The sequence below is a fragment of the Capnocytophaga periodontitidis genome, assembly GCF_016126015.1.
Lineage (GTDB): Bacteria > Bacteroidota > Bacteroidia > Flavobacteriales > Flavobacteriaceae > Capnocytophaga > Capnocytophaga periodontitidis.
The window spans coordinates 1-17013 of sequence record NZ_JAEFDB010000011.1 but is presented as its reverse complement, the minus strand read 5'-3'; the positions used below and the strand labels follow the sequence as shown (position 1 = coordinate 17013).

The window sequence follows — 17013 nt, the reverse complement described above, 5'->3', positions numbered from 1 at the left end:
TAACCCTCTAACCCCTACCTCCTAATATGGAACACTATATATCTAACGAAGTCCTTCTTTTAGAACAGCTTATAGCAATTGTAGAAGGCGATACACAACTAAAACTCTCGGAAGAGGCGGTGATTAATATCGAAACGTGTCACCGCTTCCTCACCGATTATTGTAAAAAAGACCCTGAAATTCTAAACCGACTTTCAGTAGGTTCCCTATCGCTGTTGCGCCACTATGCTTGTGGAATAGGCGAGCGTATCCCCAATGAGATTGTCAAACTGATGCTCTTCCTTAAAATACAATCGTTTTCCTATGGCTATAGTGGGGTGCGATTGGCTTTGGTGCAACGCCTCATCGACTTTTATAATCAAGAGGTCTTTCCGGTGGTGTATTCTAAAGATATCCCCGATGAACGCATTGCTCTGGCACACCTCGCTCTGCCGCTCTTTGGTGAAGGCGAAGTGTGTATACACAACAAAATCTATTCAGCTCAAGAGCTGGAAGCTAAATACGGTTGGCAACCTCTATCCTTGGAAATGCGCGAAGCCGATGCCTTGCTCAACGGCACTCAGCTCACCACGGCTTATGGCATCTACAACCTTAGTAAATCACTGAAAATCATCCAGTGGGCAGACTTTGTATCATCGGTTTCTACCCAAGCCTTTGGTGGTAACCTCTCGGCATTTTCGGAGGCTATGCAAGTAGTACGCCCCCATAAGGGACTTGTGGAAACGGCTCAACACCTGCGCACCCTATTAAAAGATAGTACCCTCGCTGCACAACCGCAAGCCTTCTCATCTATGCCCGAAGCTTTTTGCTCTATTCCTCAAATACACGGAGCCGTCCGAGAGTCGATTGCAGCCATTCGCAAGGTGATTAAAACCGAGATGAACTCAGTTACCGATAACCCTATTCTCTTCCCTGAGACCCAAGAAATTATCTTTGGAGGCAACTCGCATACCCTACCCCTCACCTTGGCAATGGACTTTTTGGCGATTACCCTCACCAGCTTGGGCAATATCAGCGAACGACGTGTGTTCTACTTGCTTTCTAATCTCGGCAAAGAGATAGAAACAGAAATAGATTACCCTATTTTCCAGCGTATCATAGAAGGAATATTGAATGAAAACCGCCGTCTTTCCATTCCTGCGAGTATCGAAAGTCCGATTTTATTTGAAAAAACAATAGATATTAAAGGAATGGGAGGTAGTTCGGCTATCAAATGCGAACAAGTAGTGAAGAATATAGAAGAAATATTAGCTATTGAATTGATTTTGGCTACTTCACAGTGGAAAAAGAAGCAATTTGACTATCATTCTGATTTGTTTAAAGAATATCTCAGTTTTATGGCAGAAGAGGAAGTAACGACCCTCAAGAAACAAATAGAGCACACCATACAATTTTTTAATAACACACAAAATTAGAACTTATGAAGAAATTACAAACGTTTTTAACTATAGTCTTTGCACTATTAACATTCATCACCTTTGCCCAAGATAATAAATTGATAATGTATATAGGCACTTATACTGAAGAGAGTAATTCTAATGGTATTTACACCTATCATTTCAATCAGGAGAACGGTACTTTTGAACTGCTGAGCAGTGCCACCGCTGCCAATCCTTCTTTTGTAACCTTATCGCCCGATGGAAAACGCTTATATGCCGTAAGCGAATATAACGATGGGCGACAAGGAGCCTATTCGTTTGATGTGAGTGAAGATAAAGTACAGCTAAGCAATCCTATATTCCTGCCTACGGCTCCTAAAGAATCCTTGCCACGAGCAGGTGCCGACCCTTGCCATATTGTAACCGACGGTAAATACGTCATCACAGCAAATTATACAGGGGGCGACATCAGTGTTTTCTCGCTGGATGCAGAAGGTAAATTAAAAGCAGAGACACAACATATTGCTTTTGTAGGAAAGACACCCAAGCGTGTAGCACATATCCACTGCATTATTCCCACCCCCGATAAAAAGTATATATTAACAACTGATTTGGGCAACGACCGCGTGTATCGTTTTCGTTACAACAAAAAAGCACGTAAAAACGCTGAGGTGCTCACCGCTCAGCGAGTAGCTTATGAGGTGAGCGACGGACAAGGCCCTCGCCATCTTACTTTTAGCAAAGATGGTCGTTTTGCTTATCTTATCAACGAATTAGGAGGTGAATGTGTGGTACTCAGCTATCGCAAAGGTAAGCTGAAAGAAGTACAGCGTATAATGGCTGATGAAGGTGGCGGGGGTGGTAGTGCCGATATACATATCAGCCCCGATGGGCGTTTTCTGTACACCTCTCACCGATTAAAGAAAGATGGTATTGCAATTTTTGCTATCGACCCTGAGAAAGGTACTTTAACCAAAATAGGCTACCAACTCACAGGTATTCACCCCCGCAATTTTGCTATTACTCCTAATGGTAAATACCTTTTAGTAGCTTGCCGAGATGATAATAAAATTCAGGTTTTTGAGCGTAATGAAGCAACTGGAGAACTCACTGAAACGCCAGAAGAGATTGAGATAGATAAACCTACTTGTATTGTGTTTGGAAAATCCAACTAAAATCACTACTTTTGTCGCACAAATTATTAATTCTCAATTGTTCATTGTTTATGACCGACTTAGAAATCGCCCAAAAGGCACAGATGCTCCCCATCAAAGAGGTAGCTAAAAAATTGAGCATCAGCGAGGACGACCTCGACCCTTACGGGAAATACAAGGCTAAATTGCCGTTGCACCTCATCAATGCCGAGAAGATGAAACACAGTAAGTTGGTGCTGGTTACGGCTATTACGCCTACTCCTGCAGGTGAGGGTAAAACCACTGTGAGCATAGGTCTTACCGAAGGACTTAACAAAATAGGCAAAAAAGCGATTGCCGTATTGCGTGAACCGTCGTTAGGGCCTGTTTTTGGTATCAAAGGAGGGGCTGCTGGTGGTGGCTATTCGCAAGTGGTGCCTATGGAGGACATCAACTTGCACTTTACAGGCGACTTTTCGGCTATTGAGAAGGCTAACAACCTCTTGGCGGCTGTCATTGATAATAATATCCAGAGCAAAACCCACTCTATAGGCATCGACCCTCGCACCGTAGTTTGGAAGCGCGTAATGGATATGAACGACCGCGCACTACGCCATATAGTGGTAGGTTTAGGCGGTGCTACTCACGGAGTACCTCGCGAAGACGGTTTTAACATCACTCCTGCTTCCGAGATTATGGCAATACTATGTCTTGCTGAAAGTTTTTCTGACCTAAAAAGGCGCATTGGTAACATCTATGTAGGCAAAAAGTTTGACGGCACCCCCGTATTTGCCCGCGATTTAAACGTAGTAGGGGCAATGGCGCTACTGCTCAAAGAAGCTATCAAACCTAACCTCGTGCAAACGCTTGAAAACAATCCTGCTATCTTGCACGGAGGCCCATTTGCTAGCATTGCGCAAGGTACAAACACTGTTTTGGCTACCAAAATGGGACTATCGTTAGGTGACTATGTAGTTACCGAAGCAGGTTTTGGTGCCGACCTTGGAGCTGAGAAATTCCTCAATATCAAATGTACTTCAGCAGGCTTAGCCCCCGATGCAGTAGTGATTGTAGCAACGATTCGCGCCTTGCGCCATCACGGAGGGGCTAAAAAAGAAGAGTACAACACTCCTTCCTTGCAAAAAGTGAAACTCGGTATTGCTAATTTGGAAAAACACATTGAGAATGTGCAACTTTTTGGTCTCAAAGCAGTGGTAGCGATTAACTATTTTCCTAACGATAGTGAAGAAGAGATAGCCTATGTAAAAGAAGTATGTGCTCAAAAAGGGGTAGAAGCTATTGTGAGCAAAGGGTTTAGTGAAGGAGGTAAAGGTACCGAGGAACTTGCTCGCGCTGTCGTGGCTATAGCCCAGAGTGGTGAGAGTCATTTTAGTCCGCTATACAGCAATGAAGCGAGTATAGAAGAAAAAATAACAGCAGTAGCTACTAAGATTTACGGAGCGAGCAAGGTGAATTACAACAGTAAAGCCGTAAGTCAGTTGAAGCAAATCAAAACATTAGGCTTTGATAAAATGCCTATTTGTATAGTGAAGACGCCTAAATCGCTCAGTGATGACGAGAAAAAACTCGCCCGCCCTACTGGTTTTGAGGTAACCGTGCGCGAGTTTGAATTTGCCTCAGGAGCGGGCTTTGTAATCCCAATCTTGGGTGATACGGTGCGTATGCCGGGACTCCCCAGTGTGCCTGCTGCCGAAGGTATGGATATAGACGATGAGGGTATCATCACAGGACTCTCGTAATTTGCTAATTTTTAAATTTGCAAATTTCCTAATTATTATTATCTTTGCCCCGTATTAATTAATAAAATAACAAACTCTTCAATTGGCTAATTTGCTAATTGACTAATTAATAAATTATTTTTATGGCAATCAACTTACAAAAAGGACAACGTATAGACATTGGTCTACAAAATTTAACTATAGGCTTAGGCTGGGACCCTAATGAGGGTACCGGCTACGATTTCGATTTAGACGCTTCAGCTTTTATGATAGATGCTCAGCGCCTTATCCCTTCTGAACCTTTCTTTGTGTTCTACGGCAATACCGATTCTCCCGATGGTGCTCTCCACCACACTGGCGATGACCCTACAGGAGGTAACAGTGCCGATGGCGATGACGAAAGTATACAAGTAGACCTCGCGAAAGTAGACCCTCGAGTAACCGAAATTCTTTTCGTGGTAACCATTCACGATGCGCTCAACCGCAAACAAAACTACGGACAAGTGCGCAATTCGTACATCCGCATCGTCGATAACGCTAACGGCGAAGAGGTAGCTAAATACGAATTAGGCGAGGATTTCTCTATAGAAACAGCCGTAGAATTTGGTCGTCTCTATAAACACAATGGCAAATGGAAATTTGAAGCCTCAGGCATTGGCTACAAAGAAGATTTAGCATTTTTCCTTTCTAAATACTACAAAGGCGAAATTATTAAATAACTAACTAACAAATATAATTAATATTTCATTTGTCAAATTAGTGCGAGTTTTTAATAACTCACATCAAAATATCTTAAACACTATGGAACAAACCTTAGAACTACAAGTACTCGATACAAACGCTCAAGTAATCGATAAGAACGGTAATGTAACCCTTCAAAACCTTACACCTGCCGATACCTCTAAGTACGAACTCATCGCTGCCAATATAGAGGAAACAAACCCTAACTCGGTAATCAACTTTGGTGCTGAGTTACAAAATACATTGGCTTCACAAAGTGATAGTTTTTTAAACAATGTACGCCGCTCTAATGCTGGTGAGGTAGGCGAGCTCATCAATAAATTGCTCGTAGAACTCAACTATGTAGATGTAGATGAGCTCGAAGGTAATAGCTTTAAAAAATTCTTGCGCAAAATACCGCTCTTGGGGCGTATGGTAACTACAGTAGATAATATTTTTGCCAAATACGACAAAATAGTGAACAACATCACCGATATTTCTAATAAGGTGAATGCAGGTATCATCAATTCTACTAAAGATAATGCGGTGTTGCAAACCATTTTCGGTAGCAATGTCGATGCCATTAAAAAGATTGAAGAGTACATCATTGCAGGTAGTTTGCGCTACGAGAAAACCAAGCAAGAACTCGCTCTGATGGAAGCAAACCCCGATGCGTATCAAGATTATCAAATTTCCGATAAACGCGACTTTGCCAACCGCTTAGACCGCCGTTTAGCCGATTTGAAAGTCGTGCGCTTTATTATGTTGCAATCGTTACCTCAAATCCGATTGATACAGAACAACAACGTGTCAATAGCCGAAAAAGCACAAACCATCCTCACTACCACTTTGCCTGTTTGGAAAAACCAACTTACGTTGGCTGTAGCCTTACACCGCCAGCAACAACATATTGAGGTACAACAACGCGTATCGCAAACCACCGAAGAAATTTTGCGCAAAAACGCTCAGCGTCTCCAACAGAATACCGTGAATGTCGCTCGTGCTAACGAACAAACAATCGTGTCTATCGATACCTTGCGTGAAACCACTACATCACTCATCAACACCCTCAACGAAGTAAAACAAATCCAACAACAAGGAGAGCAAAGTCGCCGCTTGTTGGACAACGAATTGCAAAACTTAGAAACAACCCTTAAAAACCAATTGCAAAACAGAAAGTCATAACACTTGGGAACAGAAACAAAAATACTGAATGATAGCAAACGAAGGTTGCAAAAACTTAAAATATTAGAGAATTTTTTCAAACAACCCGACTTGGTAGGTATAGTGGTACGTACCGAGATTATCCATTCATTTTTTGAAAAAAATACCGAAGCCTTAGATGTGAACAAGTTAGAACTGTTCCACTTGCAGTATACCGATAGCCTTATTGAGCTACTCACCAAACTCAAAAAGCAAAAGGAAGCTGCCATCATCAATATTGATACTGAAATTGCAGCCCATAAGGATTATATTGCGCAACTGGCACGGCAAGGCAAAACCGAAAACCGTTTTGAAACCGACCAGCGGTATCACGAGGCTGAGGTATCGGCGGTGTTTCAAGCTGCTTATAGTACCCTCACAGGTAGTTACAAGCCTTACAATCTCACGGCTATCCGCAGTTTCCCTAACCACTATGCCGAGGAGTATTTTCGCGACGATGATGATATCACACACCTATTAGTAGTGCCAGGAACGAAACTCTACACCTTAGAAGGGCTGAATATTGAGCGCCTACTGCTCTCCCGTTTGGCGAGTAAAAACTTCAGAGTGCGTTTTATGTGTGGATTCAATGTAGATTTCCAACTCTTCGAGCTCTTTAGAATTCTCGGCTCCGATGATGAGTTTATTTGGAATCTCCAAACCAGTGGCTTCTATTTGCTAAAAGATGCCTTCAAGCACCAACTGAATCGCGAAAAAAACGTGAGTAATGGTCATTCGTTAGTAGGAGAGTTGGAATGCAAAATAAGAGACTTAGAAGAAAAACGCAAAGAGATACGCAACAGCTTCCCCGAGGATGTAAAAGAACTCTTGGCAAAGTACCGTGAAACCATTGATAACAACGACCTTACTGATGAACAATTGAATATAGAGGAAGAAAAAAACATCCTCACCTCTATGCTCGATTTAAACCTAAACAAGTAACACCCCAATTGGCAAATTTGCTAATTGACTAATTAATAAATTAATTTTATGGCAATCAACTTACAAAAAGGACAAAGAGAGAGCATCAATGCTCCTAAATTTACTGTAGGTCTGGGTTGGGATACGAACAGCTCTGCTACAGGTACTGATTTCGATTTAGACACCTCGGTATTTATCTTAGGCGAAAACAAAAAATTGTTGTCAGACAATCACTTCGTGTTCTACAACAACCTCAAATCTCCTAACGAAGCAGTAGTGCACACCGGCGACAACCGTACAGGAGCAGGCGAAGGCGACGACGAGCAAATCCTTGTCGACCTCTCTAAAATAGAACCTAATGCAGCCGAAATCTGCATCGTGGTAACTATTCACGAGGCTGCTCAACGCGGTCAAAACTTCGGGCAGGTACGCAATTCATTCATTCGCATTTTCGATTCGGTTACCAATCAAGAATTGCTAAAATACGAATTGGAAGAGGATTTCTCTATCGAAACAGCCGTAGAGTTTGGTCGTATCTACAAACGCAATGGCGAATGGAAGTTCGAAGCGGTAGGTATGGGAATGAAAGGTGGCTTGGAAGACTATCTTAACAAATACAATTAACTGAATTATAAACCTCTCAATTAGCAAAATCTCTGCTAATTGATTAATTTAAAAATTATTTTTATGGCAATCAATTTACAAAAAGGTCAAAAAATCGACCTACGCAAAGAATCTGGTGAAAAACTACAAAACTTCTGTATTGGAGTGAACTGGGGCGCTATCGAAACTAAAGCTCTCTTTGGTTTGATGAAAAACAAACAAGATGTGGATTTAGACCTTAGCTGTGTGCTTATCGACGACAATAATAATGTGTGTGACCACCTCTATTCTCCTTTGTACAACATCCAAATCTTGCAACAATTTGGTCTTCCTAAAGGAAAATTAGATTCCAATGACGGCGCTCTTCACCACACTGGCGACGATTTGCAAGGCGATAAAGGGGGTGACGATGGTCTCGACAACGAAATTATCACTGTAAACTTAGATCGTGTAGCTCCTAATGTATCTAAAATCTTCTTCTTCCTCAACAACGTAGGTAAAGAAGACTTTTCACAAATCCCTTATGCTAAAATTCGTATGTTCGAAGGAACACCACAGCGTGTAAACTCTGTATTTGCCTCTTACAACGTAGCTGCTGAACCTGCTTATGCTGGCAAACGCGCTCTTATTTTGGCAAAACTCTACAAGAGAAATGGCGAATGGAAGTTTGATGCTATCGGTGATCCTGTCGACGATTCTTTCCTTGGTCAAACCATTCACCGTATTGTTCAAAGTTATTTATAATCTAAAAGAGATTGTTCAAAAAGTACAAAAATTGCCTTTGTGTCCCTACACTTTCGTAAAATTGACTGCTCTGATAATCAATTACTTTTAGAGTATGCTATGTAGGGGCGTTTTGCAAACGCCCATTGCAAACGCTCGTACAAAAAACTTTTTGGACAATCTCTTAAAATATGCAATACAATGAGACGACTTCCCGTATACCTCCTCTTAGATACTTCCGGATCAATGACCGGCGAACCTATTGAGGCAGTGAAAAATGGCGTGCAAATGATGATTCATTCGCTGCGCCAAAACCCTCAGGCTATCGAAACCGCTTTTGTGAGCATCATCACTTTCGATTCCGATGCTAAACAACTTATCCCTCTTACCGATTTAGCTTCTTTCCAAACGGTAGACCTTAAAGCCGCTGGCACAACAGCTCTCGGTGCAGCTCTAAGCCTCCTCGCCGATAAATTGGAAAATGAAGTTACCAAAACAACTCTCGAACAAAAAGGCGACTGGAAACCTATCGTTTTTATTATGACCGATGGTGTTCCTACCGACGATTGGCAAGCGGGATTCCAAAAACTCAAAGCCGTAAAAAAAGGATTGATAGTGGGATGTGCCGCTGGTAATAACGCCGACGATAAAGTGCTCAAGGAAATAGCCGACCAAGTTGTACGCCTTAGCAATACCGATGCCGATAGCATTGGAAAATTCTTCCAATGGGTATCTGCCTCTATTGCCACTACCTCTACCAAAGTAGAAGAAACAGGTATCGACCTTACCAAAAAAGACCAACTTCCTCCTCCACCAAGTGAATTAGTAATTGTTTCATAACGATGAACAGACGACTCTTAGCTTATTTTCTTTTAGACACTTCAGGCTCAATGAGCGGTGAACCTATCCAAGCCCTCAACAACGGCTTCTATGGGCTCATCAATATGCTACGCAACGACCCTCAAGCAATGGATTCCCTCTATTTGAGTGTCATTACTTTCGACCGTGAAGTGCGCAATATCATCCCGCTGATAGATTTAGCTTCTTTTCAGCCTATCGAAATCAAATGTCCCGAAAGTGGGCCTACTCACACTGGCGAAGCTCTTGAAATGGTGTGTGATTTGGTAAAAACTGAACTCATCAGAGGTTCAGCGCAACAAAAAGGCGACTGGAAACCGCTTTTATTTATCTTTACCGATGGCAAACCTTCCGATATACAGAAGTATCGTGAATATATCCCTAAAGTAAAAGCCTTAGATTTTGGTGTGATTGTAGGTTGTGCTGCAGGGCCAAAAGCCGAAGTGTCCTACCTCCAAGAACTCACCCCCGATGTGGTAAAACTCGATACCACCGATGCCAATATGCTCACTACCTTTTTCAAATGGGTGAGTTCATCTATAGAAATGGGCGGCAAATCACAAGGCACCGGCGAATCTATGACTCTCCCACCTCCACCCCGTGAACTCAATTTAGTAGTATAGAAAGGATTATGATTAAGTAAATAATTCTCATTATTAATTTAAAATTCATCAAATGAAAACTCTTGGTCTTATCAAAAAAATATTCCTCCTACTTATAGCAGCTGTTACATTGGTAGCTTGCTCTAAAGGTAGTGATAACAACGAGCCTACTCCTAAACCAGATCCCAAACCTAATCCTGAGGTTAAAATTCTTGATTTAGGATGGGCAATCAACCCTAATATCAACCAAAAAGAACAGCACTACATCACTTTCTACACCCAATCCACAAGTGCACAGATTGAGATAAATGCTATCGGTAAAGGATGGGTAGACCTCAATAACAACGGCCTTCAGGATGAAGATGAGCAAACCCAAGTGTTTACTAATTCCCCTAAAAACTATACTTTCAAAAGTGCGGTGGTAACTTTCTATGGAAACTTTACCCATTTTATAGCAAACAAAGTTAAGATAAAAAATATTGATCTCTCTCATTCTCCAGCTTTGAAAACCTTATCTCTTGAAAGAAATGAACTCGCACACTTAGATCTTAGTAAGAATATTGCTCTCTCTGAAGTTTGGATCAATAACAACCAAATTAAAGAAGAAGCTATGCTTGCAATTGCCCAAAATATTCCTAAAAAAGAAATTAACAACAAGGCTACTATCTTTCTGCAATCTTTTAAAGAAGGTACTTCCGAGGCAAATAAAATTAACAAACAGGTGTTAGACCTATTAACTGATAAAAACTGGGAAGCAAAGTTTTATGAAAGAGATGAGTACAAGGAATCTTATGATGACGACCCTTTCCCTATGGAAAATATCCCCACAGGTGATTATGGCATCTATATAGGTAGTAAACAACTTACAGCTACCAATTATTGGAAGATTACCTCTGAGAACTTCCCAGCTCTTGAATCTGGTGTTATTCGCTATAAACCCAAAAAACGTATTCTTATCCTCAATGGAGTCTCTATTAAAGTTACAGAAAAGGATACAGATGGTATTTCTCAAACAGAAAAAAATTCCGCTGATCTTACCATTGTACTACAAGAGAATAATAAAATCTATTCTAAAAATTATCCTGCTATTGCGGTACTTAATGGAAGTTTAAAAATTACAGGAAATGGTACCCTCAATTTATTTACAGAAGCATATCTAATAAGAAATATCAATGTAATAAAGGATCTTACCATAGAAGGAGGGTGCTCTATTGAATCAAATGGTCAAATAATTGCAGATAAAACACTTGTTGTTAATCGTTCAAATGTCTATGTAAAAGGAACAAGTCAGCCTGCTATGGTAGGTGTTGAAGCTCTCAAACTTCTAAATTGCAGAGTAGACTCTCCCAAAGGAACTTCTATAAAAAAATGGCAAGATCATTTCTTTACCTTTATGAAATCTAATAACTACGACTATTGTACAGAAATTAAAATAGTAGCAAACTAAATCTATCTAAAAAAACTTACGTTAAGTAACATTACAAAATTAATAAAACTACATAAATATGAAAAAAATAATTTTATTCAGCATTGGAGTTTTCTTTTTGATAACAAAGTCATTAGCTCAAGATATAAAAATAAAAAAAGGAGAATTACTCATCGATGGTACTCCTATCGCAAAAATAAGCAGTAAGGATAAAGTGGTTAGTTATTCCGATTTGTCAGGCAATTTCTTGTTTACTGCCGAAGCCCCTTATGCTACAGTTTCTGGCAACAGCACTCCCGAGAGATGGTTGCGCTTTAAAGGTGCTAACAACAATGTAAGAGAAATATCTCTCCCTTACTCCTTTAAACTTACTTTTTCAATAGAAAAGTATGTTACAGATGCTATCTTAAAAACAATCCCTGAATTACTCCCTCTAAAAGGAGCAAATAACCAGTTTATTAATCAGTTTTTCGCTTCTCAAGACCAGCCTTTCTCTGATAGATGGGACGCTATTTACGAAGAAGAACGCGAAGCTACCAGAACAGAACAAGAGTTAGCAAATGCCGATAAATTAAGAATAGAACAAAACAATATACTTAAGGACGGCAATAAAATAGGAACTATTTCTGCAAAAGTTTCCAAAATGGATAATTTTATGAACAAACCTGCTGCCTACAAATATACTGTAACCGATGAAAACGGAGGTCAGGTTGCTTCTTTAGAATATGAAGCAAAAGCTGATGGCTTTTACATCATAAAAACTTATGACCAAAAAGAGTTTAGCATATTGTCAAAACTTATAGAACCACAACCTGATAAAGCTCCTGGCTATGACCCTTTAGCTAAACGTATTGTACAACGTTTATATGCTAATGGTTATCCATTTGGCGATATGACTGTAGCTTTTGAACAGTTTTTAGAAGCTAAAAAACAAGAAGCTAAAAGAAAATACAATGAAAAAAGAGAAGAAGCTAAAGTTGGTTCAATGAATTTATACAATGTAGCTGGCTATGTAATCGATAAAAACAATGAGAAAAAAGAAGGTGCTTTGACCATCGAATTTGAGTCAATTGAAAAAAGAATGGGCGCTACTCTCCCCGATAGATCTACACTCGGAAGACTTCTTAAATTAAAAGACCAAACAGGTAATGTTATTACTTTTAACGCTGATGACAAAGTGAAATTCTGTGCTGAAGGTCATTGTTATTTAGGAGTAGAACCTCTTGAAAACGATTATATGAAAAGCAGTAGCTTCGCCGACCCTTATACTTATCAGTTCTTTGAAATTCTATATGAAAAAGATGGAAATTACGTATTGAATCACATCGCCTATCCCGATGATTATTTACTGAAAGTAAAAGGTAATGACAAAGCTATTTATTTAGGTGAAAAAGGAATTTTCCGCACTAAAAAACCTGAAAAAATACAACGTTTGCTCTCTAAATACCTAAATTGCCCCTCTATGGATCCAACAAAATATAACACCTTCACAAAAGAAGGACTTATTGAAGTGATTCAAGACTACCAAAAAAACTGTCAATAACTCTTATCTAAAAAAAATGCGCAGACTCCCCATTTATTTTCTCCTCGACGTCTCCGAATCAATGGTCGGTGACCCCATAGAACACGTGCAAGATGGTATGGCTACAATCATCAAAGAACTCAAAGCCGATCCTTTTGCACTCGAAACCGTTTGGCTCTCTATCATTGGCTTTGCTGGGAAAAGTAAGGTCATTACGCCTTTGCAGGATATCATCACTTTCTACCCGCCTAAAATTCCTATTGGTGGGGGTACTTCCCTTGCCAGCGGGCTCAACGAACTGATGAACGCTATCGACCGCGAAGTAGTCAAAACTACCCTCGAACGCAAAGGCGATTGGAAACCCCTCATTTTCCTTTTCACCGATGGTATCCCTACTGACGACCCCGCCCAAGCTATCGAACGTTGGAATACTCATTACCGCCGTAAAGCAAACTTAGTGGTGATTTCGTTGGGTGAGAACACAAACTACAACCTCTTAGGGCAACTCACCGATCAAGTCTTGCAGTTCAACAATACCAATGCAGCCGCTTACAAAGAGTTCTTTAAGTGGATTACCGCTTCTATTAAAACCACCAGCGAGCAGGTGAACAACACCAATACCGATGCTATCAAGCTCGCCAAACCCGATCATCACCTCATTGAAAGCATCGACCTCACCAAGCGCCACGATGTCCCCGATGAAAACTTCGTGGTCATTCGCGGTAAGTGCTCTAATACCCAAAAACAATATCTTATCAAATTCCAAAAAAGCTCTCGAAGTTCGGGCATCTACGGAATGCAAACCCGTATCTATATGCTACAAGGAGCTTATAAAATAGACGAGAATAGTTATAAAGAATTCTCTAACGAAACGAACTACGCCCTCAAAGTGTCGTCGGACGAGCTGATGGGCAACCCTTCTTGCCCTTGTTGTGGCAATGCCTACGCTTTGGCAACCTGCTCTTGTGGAGGCGTGCACTGCATCTCTGGCGAAGGCGAGAACAGCTGTCCGTGGTGTGGATCAGTGGCTAACTACACTATGTCCGATGAAGATTTTGACATCAATAGAACCTTAGGCTAATGGACGAAATTATACAAACCATCATCAAAGGGGAACACACCAATGGGCAACCCAATCCACGAGTAGAAGCCAAAGTGCTCTCTATACTCTCTCAGTCCGAAAAAATTAGCAGTTTAGTGCATCAACTACAAGAAGAAGTGAAAGAAAAATACCATATATATTACGAAATTGAATCTTTTTTAGATGCTCATTTGCCAATTGCCAATGCCAATGCTAAAAAAGATTATAATTTTAGCTTTAATTTAGAGGAATTTCCGCATATACACATCACTCATATCAGTCCTTTAGAAGAATTGGGGCTCATTTTCTCCCCCGATACACACACCATTATAGGAAAACCTACACTGGCAGCGAGTACCGAGTTGGAAATTCATTTCTATTGCACTCAAGACCCCGATTTGATCGAACGTGTAAAGCGAGTGCCTTTCATCATCAACCCCGACCCTAAAGACCTTTGGCAAGATATTCCTTTAGATAAAGAAGCGCGTTTCTACAAAACCGAAGAAGCTACTCTAAAAGCTTCTTTCTTAGACAAAAAACTCGTAGTAGCTTCTAAACGTGGCAGGTCACACGCTCACCAAGGAAGCGCTCGCGACGACGATTTCTACACTTTGCCTTTGCCTAACGATTGGCAAGTAATAGCCGTCGCCGATGGGGCAGGATCAGCTAAGTTTGCACGCAAAGGCTCCGAAATTGCCACTCATTTCATTTGCGACAGTTTCAACGATAGCGATTTTCTAAATACAATCGACCAAGAGGTGGTTGCTTATTTCGCAGCAGCCGAAGACCTCACACATAAGAGCAATATTGTAAATGCCATTTATCGCAAGCTCCGAGAACTCTTCCGTTATTTAGAAGATTTTGCTAACGCCGAAGAAATTGCGCTGAAAGACCTCCATACAACACTCATTTTTGCCTTGGCTAAGAAGTACGATTTTGGCTATGTGCTACTCACCTTCGGTGTAGGCGATTGTCCTATTTGTATTCTAAACGAAGCACAAACCGAAGTGCAATTACTCAACCTATTAGATATAGGTGAATTTGGCGGAGGTACACGTTTCATCACTATGCCCGAGATTTATTCTAACGATGCCGAAATACCCGTCGGTAAACGCTTTGGCATTCATCGCTTTAACGGTTTTTCTAAACTATTCCTAATGACCGACGGCATCTACGACCCTAAGTTTGTAGTCGAAAACAACCTTACTAAAATAGAATGTTGGAATAATTTCTTAGCCGACCTCAATGGAGAGAACGACGACCATTGTCAAGTCGATTTCCAAAATGATAACCAAATAGATCAGCAGCTCCTTCAGTGGCTCGACTTCTGGAGCAAAGGCAATTCCGACGATAGAACCCTCGCGATTATTTACTAAAATGAATACAATCACTGTAAAATCAATTATAGATACTTCCAAATCCTACCAATATGTAGATGATGGCAACCCCAAACGTGGGGGAGTGAAAGACGTATATTTCTCTCCCGATCGTCGTTATGTGGTAGCTTTCTTCCGTGAACCTTTAGATTTTAACCAAAAAGAACGCATCAAGCGCATCGTCTCTCTGTATTTAGAGAATATCAAAAAAGGTAATGCCCCCGATTATTTCCTCAACGAGATTTTTCGCTGGCCTTACGATGCCGTCGAAAAAGACGGTAAAACAGGCGTGATTGTTCCTATCTACGACCGTAAATTCTTCTTTGCCAAAGGACGTATTGCCGACGACGGACTCAAAGGCGAAGAAAAAAAAGGTAAGTGGTTCACTACCCCTTCCTTTCGTGACCCTCAGTATCCCCTTTGCTTAGATCCTTCAGAGTTAGGCGATTGGCTTAGCTATTTCCAAATCGCTATCAATATCTGTCGCGGCATTAAGAAAATGCACCAAATGGGGCTCGCCCATTCCGACCTCTCTTACAACAATATCCTCATCGACCCCGTAACCAAATCGGCAAATATCATCGACTTAGATGGTTTGGTTGTACCTGGAATGTTCCCCCCAGAGGTCATCGGTACCGCCGATTTTATAGCCCCCGAAGTGCTTAGCACCAAACATTTAGACTTCAAAGATCCTAAACGTGCACTGCCTAACCAAAAAACAGACTTGCACGCTTTGGCAGTACTTATATATATGTATCTCTTGCGACGCCACCCGCTCAAAGGTAGCAAAGTATGGGATTTAGATGCCGAAAAAGACGAGTTGTTGGCGATGGGGGAGAAGGCTCTCTTTATAGAACACCCCACCGATGCCACCAATCGCGTAAAACCCGACCAGTTGCGCAAGTGGGACGCTTTTTGGGGTGACCCCGCCAAATTGCCTTATACCGTTACAGGACCCTATCTCACCGAACTCTTCAATCGCGCTTTCATCGACGGATTGCACAACCCAATGTTACGCCCTATTGCTAACGAGTGGGAAACAGCCCTGCTTAAAACTGTAGATTTGATACAACCTTGCAGCAATCCAAGTTGTACACAAAAGTGGTATGTATTCGATAATACCGCTCGCCCTAAGTGTCCGTTTTGTGGTACCCCTCATCGCGGTAGTCTCCCCATCGCCGACTTGTATTACAATGCCGGCAACAATGTGTGGAAACCCGAAAACCATCGCCTGATGATATATCACAACCAATACCTTTTCAAGTGGCACGTATCGCGCAAGCTCATCCGCAACGAGAATCTCACTAACGACGACAAAAAGCCTGTAGGTTATTTCACCTTTTACCAAAACAGATGGGTACTCGTCAATCAATCCCTCCCCGATATGAAAGACGTTACAGAAAACAAACCCATTCCCATTGGTACAATGGTAGAACTCACCAATGAGAAAAAAATAAAGCTCTCAAATGATGAAGGCGGCAGATTGCTTTATATCACCTTAGTAAATTAATTTCCCTAACCTCCCAATCCCACCACCAAATCTCATCACCACCCTCTCTTTCTCTAAATCCCACCCCCAATTTCCACCACCACCCTCTCTTTTCCTAATTTTCTGATTCATCTCACCCCTCCATCCTTGCCCGCATAGCTTGCACCCCTCCCATCCCCACCCGCACAACTCACACCTCTTTTTCAGCTAGTCCCCCTTCGGGGGTTCGGGGGCTATT

At 41.3% G+C, this 17013-nt stretch carries 15 protein-coding genes; all 15 read left to right on the top strand.

Annotated elements, in window-relative coordinates; all coding sequences use genetic code 11:
- The first annotated feature begins 26 nt into the window (after positions 1–26).
- The 15 genes from I7X29_RS12530 (at position 27) to I7X29_RS12460 (ending at position 16796) form a co-directional block, all read left to right on the top strand.
- The gene (locus I7X29_RS12530) at positions 27–1415 is read left to right on the top strand and encodes an aromatic amino acid ammonia-lyase (RefSeq protein ID WP_198475107.1); all 1389 of its coding nucleotides are present in this window, start codon (positions 27–29) and stop codon (positions 1413–1415) included.
- A 5-nt stretch (positions 1416–1420) separates the two neighbouring features.
- Positions 1421–2554, top strand: a complete 1134-nt coding sequence (locus I7X29_RS12525) for a lactonase family protein (protein WP_198475105.1) — start codon at positions 1421–1423, stop codon at positions 2552–2554.
- Positions 2555–2604: 50 nt separating this feature from the next.
- Positions 2605–4272, top strand: a complete 1668-nt coding sequence (locus tag I7X29_RS12520) for a formate--tetrahydrofolate ligase (protein ID WP_198475103.1) — start codon at positions 2605–2607, stop codon at positions 4270–4272.
- 122 nt (positions 4273–4394) lie between these two features.
- Positions 4395–4970 carry a TerD family protein gene (locus tag I7X29_RS12515; RefSeq protein ID WP_002679292.1) on the top strand — a complete coding sequence of 192 codons (576 nt, stop codon included), beginning with the start codon at positions 4395–4397 and terminating at the stop codon, positions 4968–4970.
- 82 nt (positions 4971–5052) lie between these two features.
- Positions 5053–6156: a toxic anion resistance protein gene (locus I7X29_RS12510; RefSeq protein ID WP_198475100.1), complete on the top strand. Its 1104-nt coding sequence runs from the start codon at positions 5053–5055 to the stop codon at positions 6154–6156.
- A 3-nt stretch (positions 6157–6159) separates the two neighbouring features.
- Positions 6160–7116, top strand: coding sequence for a hypothetical protein (locus I7X29_RS12505; protein WP_198475098.1), 957 nt, complete (start codon positions 6160–6162; stop codon positions 7114–7116).
- A gap of 48 nt (positions 7117–7164) precedes the next feature.
- Entirely contained in the window at positions 7165–7719 is a 555-nt protein-coding gene (locus I7X29_RS12500; RefSeq protein WP_198475096.1) for a TerD family protein, read from the top strand.
- Between the two features lie 63 nt (positions 7720–7782).
- Entirely contained in the window at positions 7783–8442 is a 660-nt protein-coding gene (locus tag I7X29_RS12495) for a TerD family protein (protein WP_198475094.1), read from the top strand.
- Positions 8443–8622: 180 nt separating this feature from the next.
- Positions 8623–9261, top strand: coding sequence for a vWA domain-containing protein (locus I7X29_RS12490; RefSeq protein WP_034555551.1), 639 nt, complete (start codon positions 8623–8625; stop codon positions 9259–9261).
- A gap of 2 nt (positions 9262–9263) precedes the next feature.
- Positions 9264–9902 (top strand): vWA domain-containing protein, encoded by a 639-nt coding sequence (locus tag I7X29_RS12485; protein ID WP_034555552.1) that lies wholly within the window; start codon positions 9264–9266, stop codon positions 9900–9902.
- A gap of 52 nt (positions 9903–9954) precedes the next feature.
- Entirely contained in the window at positions 9955–11328 is a 1374-nt protein-coding gene (locus tag I7X29_RS12480) for a hypothetical protein (RefSeq protein WP_198475092.1), read from the top strand.
- 58 nt (positions 11329–11386) lie between these two features.
- Positions 11387–12850 carry a hypothetical protein gene (locus I7X29_RS12475; RefSeq protein ID WP_198475090.1) on the top strand — a complete coding sequence of 488 codons (1464 nt, stop codon included), beginning with the start codon at positions 11387–11389 and terminating at the stop codon, positions 12848–12850.
- A gap of 16 nt (positions 12851–12866) precedes the next feature.
- Positions 12867–13910, top strand: coding sequence for a TerY-C metal binding domain-containing protein (locus I7X29_RS12470; RefSeq protein ID WP_088593693.1), 1044 nt, complete (start codon positions 12867–12869; stop codon positions 13908–13910).
- On the top strand, positions 13910–15286 hold the full coding sequence (locus tag I7X29_RS12465; protein WP_198475088.1) for a PP2C family serine/threonine-protein phosphatase: 1377 nt from the start codon (positions 13910–13912) through the stop codon (positions 15284–15286). Before I7X29_RS12470 ends, I7X29_RS12465 begins: the two co-directional genes overlap by 1 nt.
- Position 15287: 1 nt before the next feature.
- Complete coding sequence (locus I7X29_RS12460) at positions 15288–16796, top strand: helix-hairpin-helix domain-containing protein (RefSeq protein WP_088595267.1); 1509 nt, start codon at positions 15288–15290, stop codon at positions 16794–16796.
- Positions 16797–17013 lie beyond the last annotated feature (217 nt).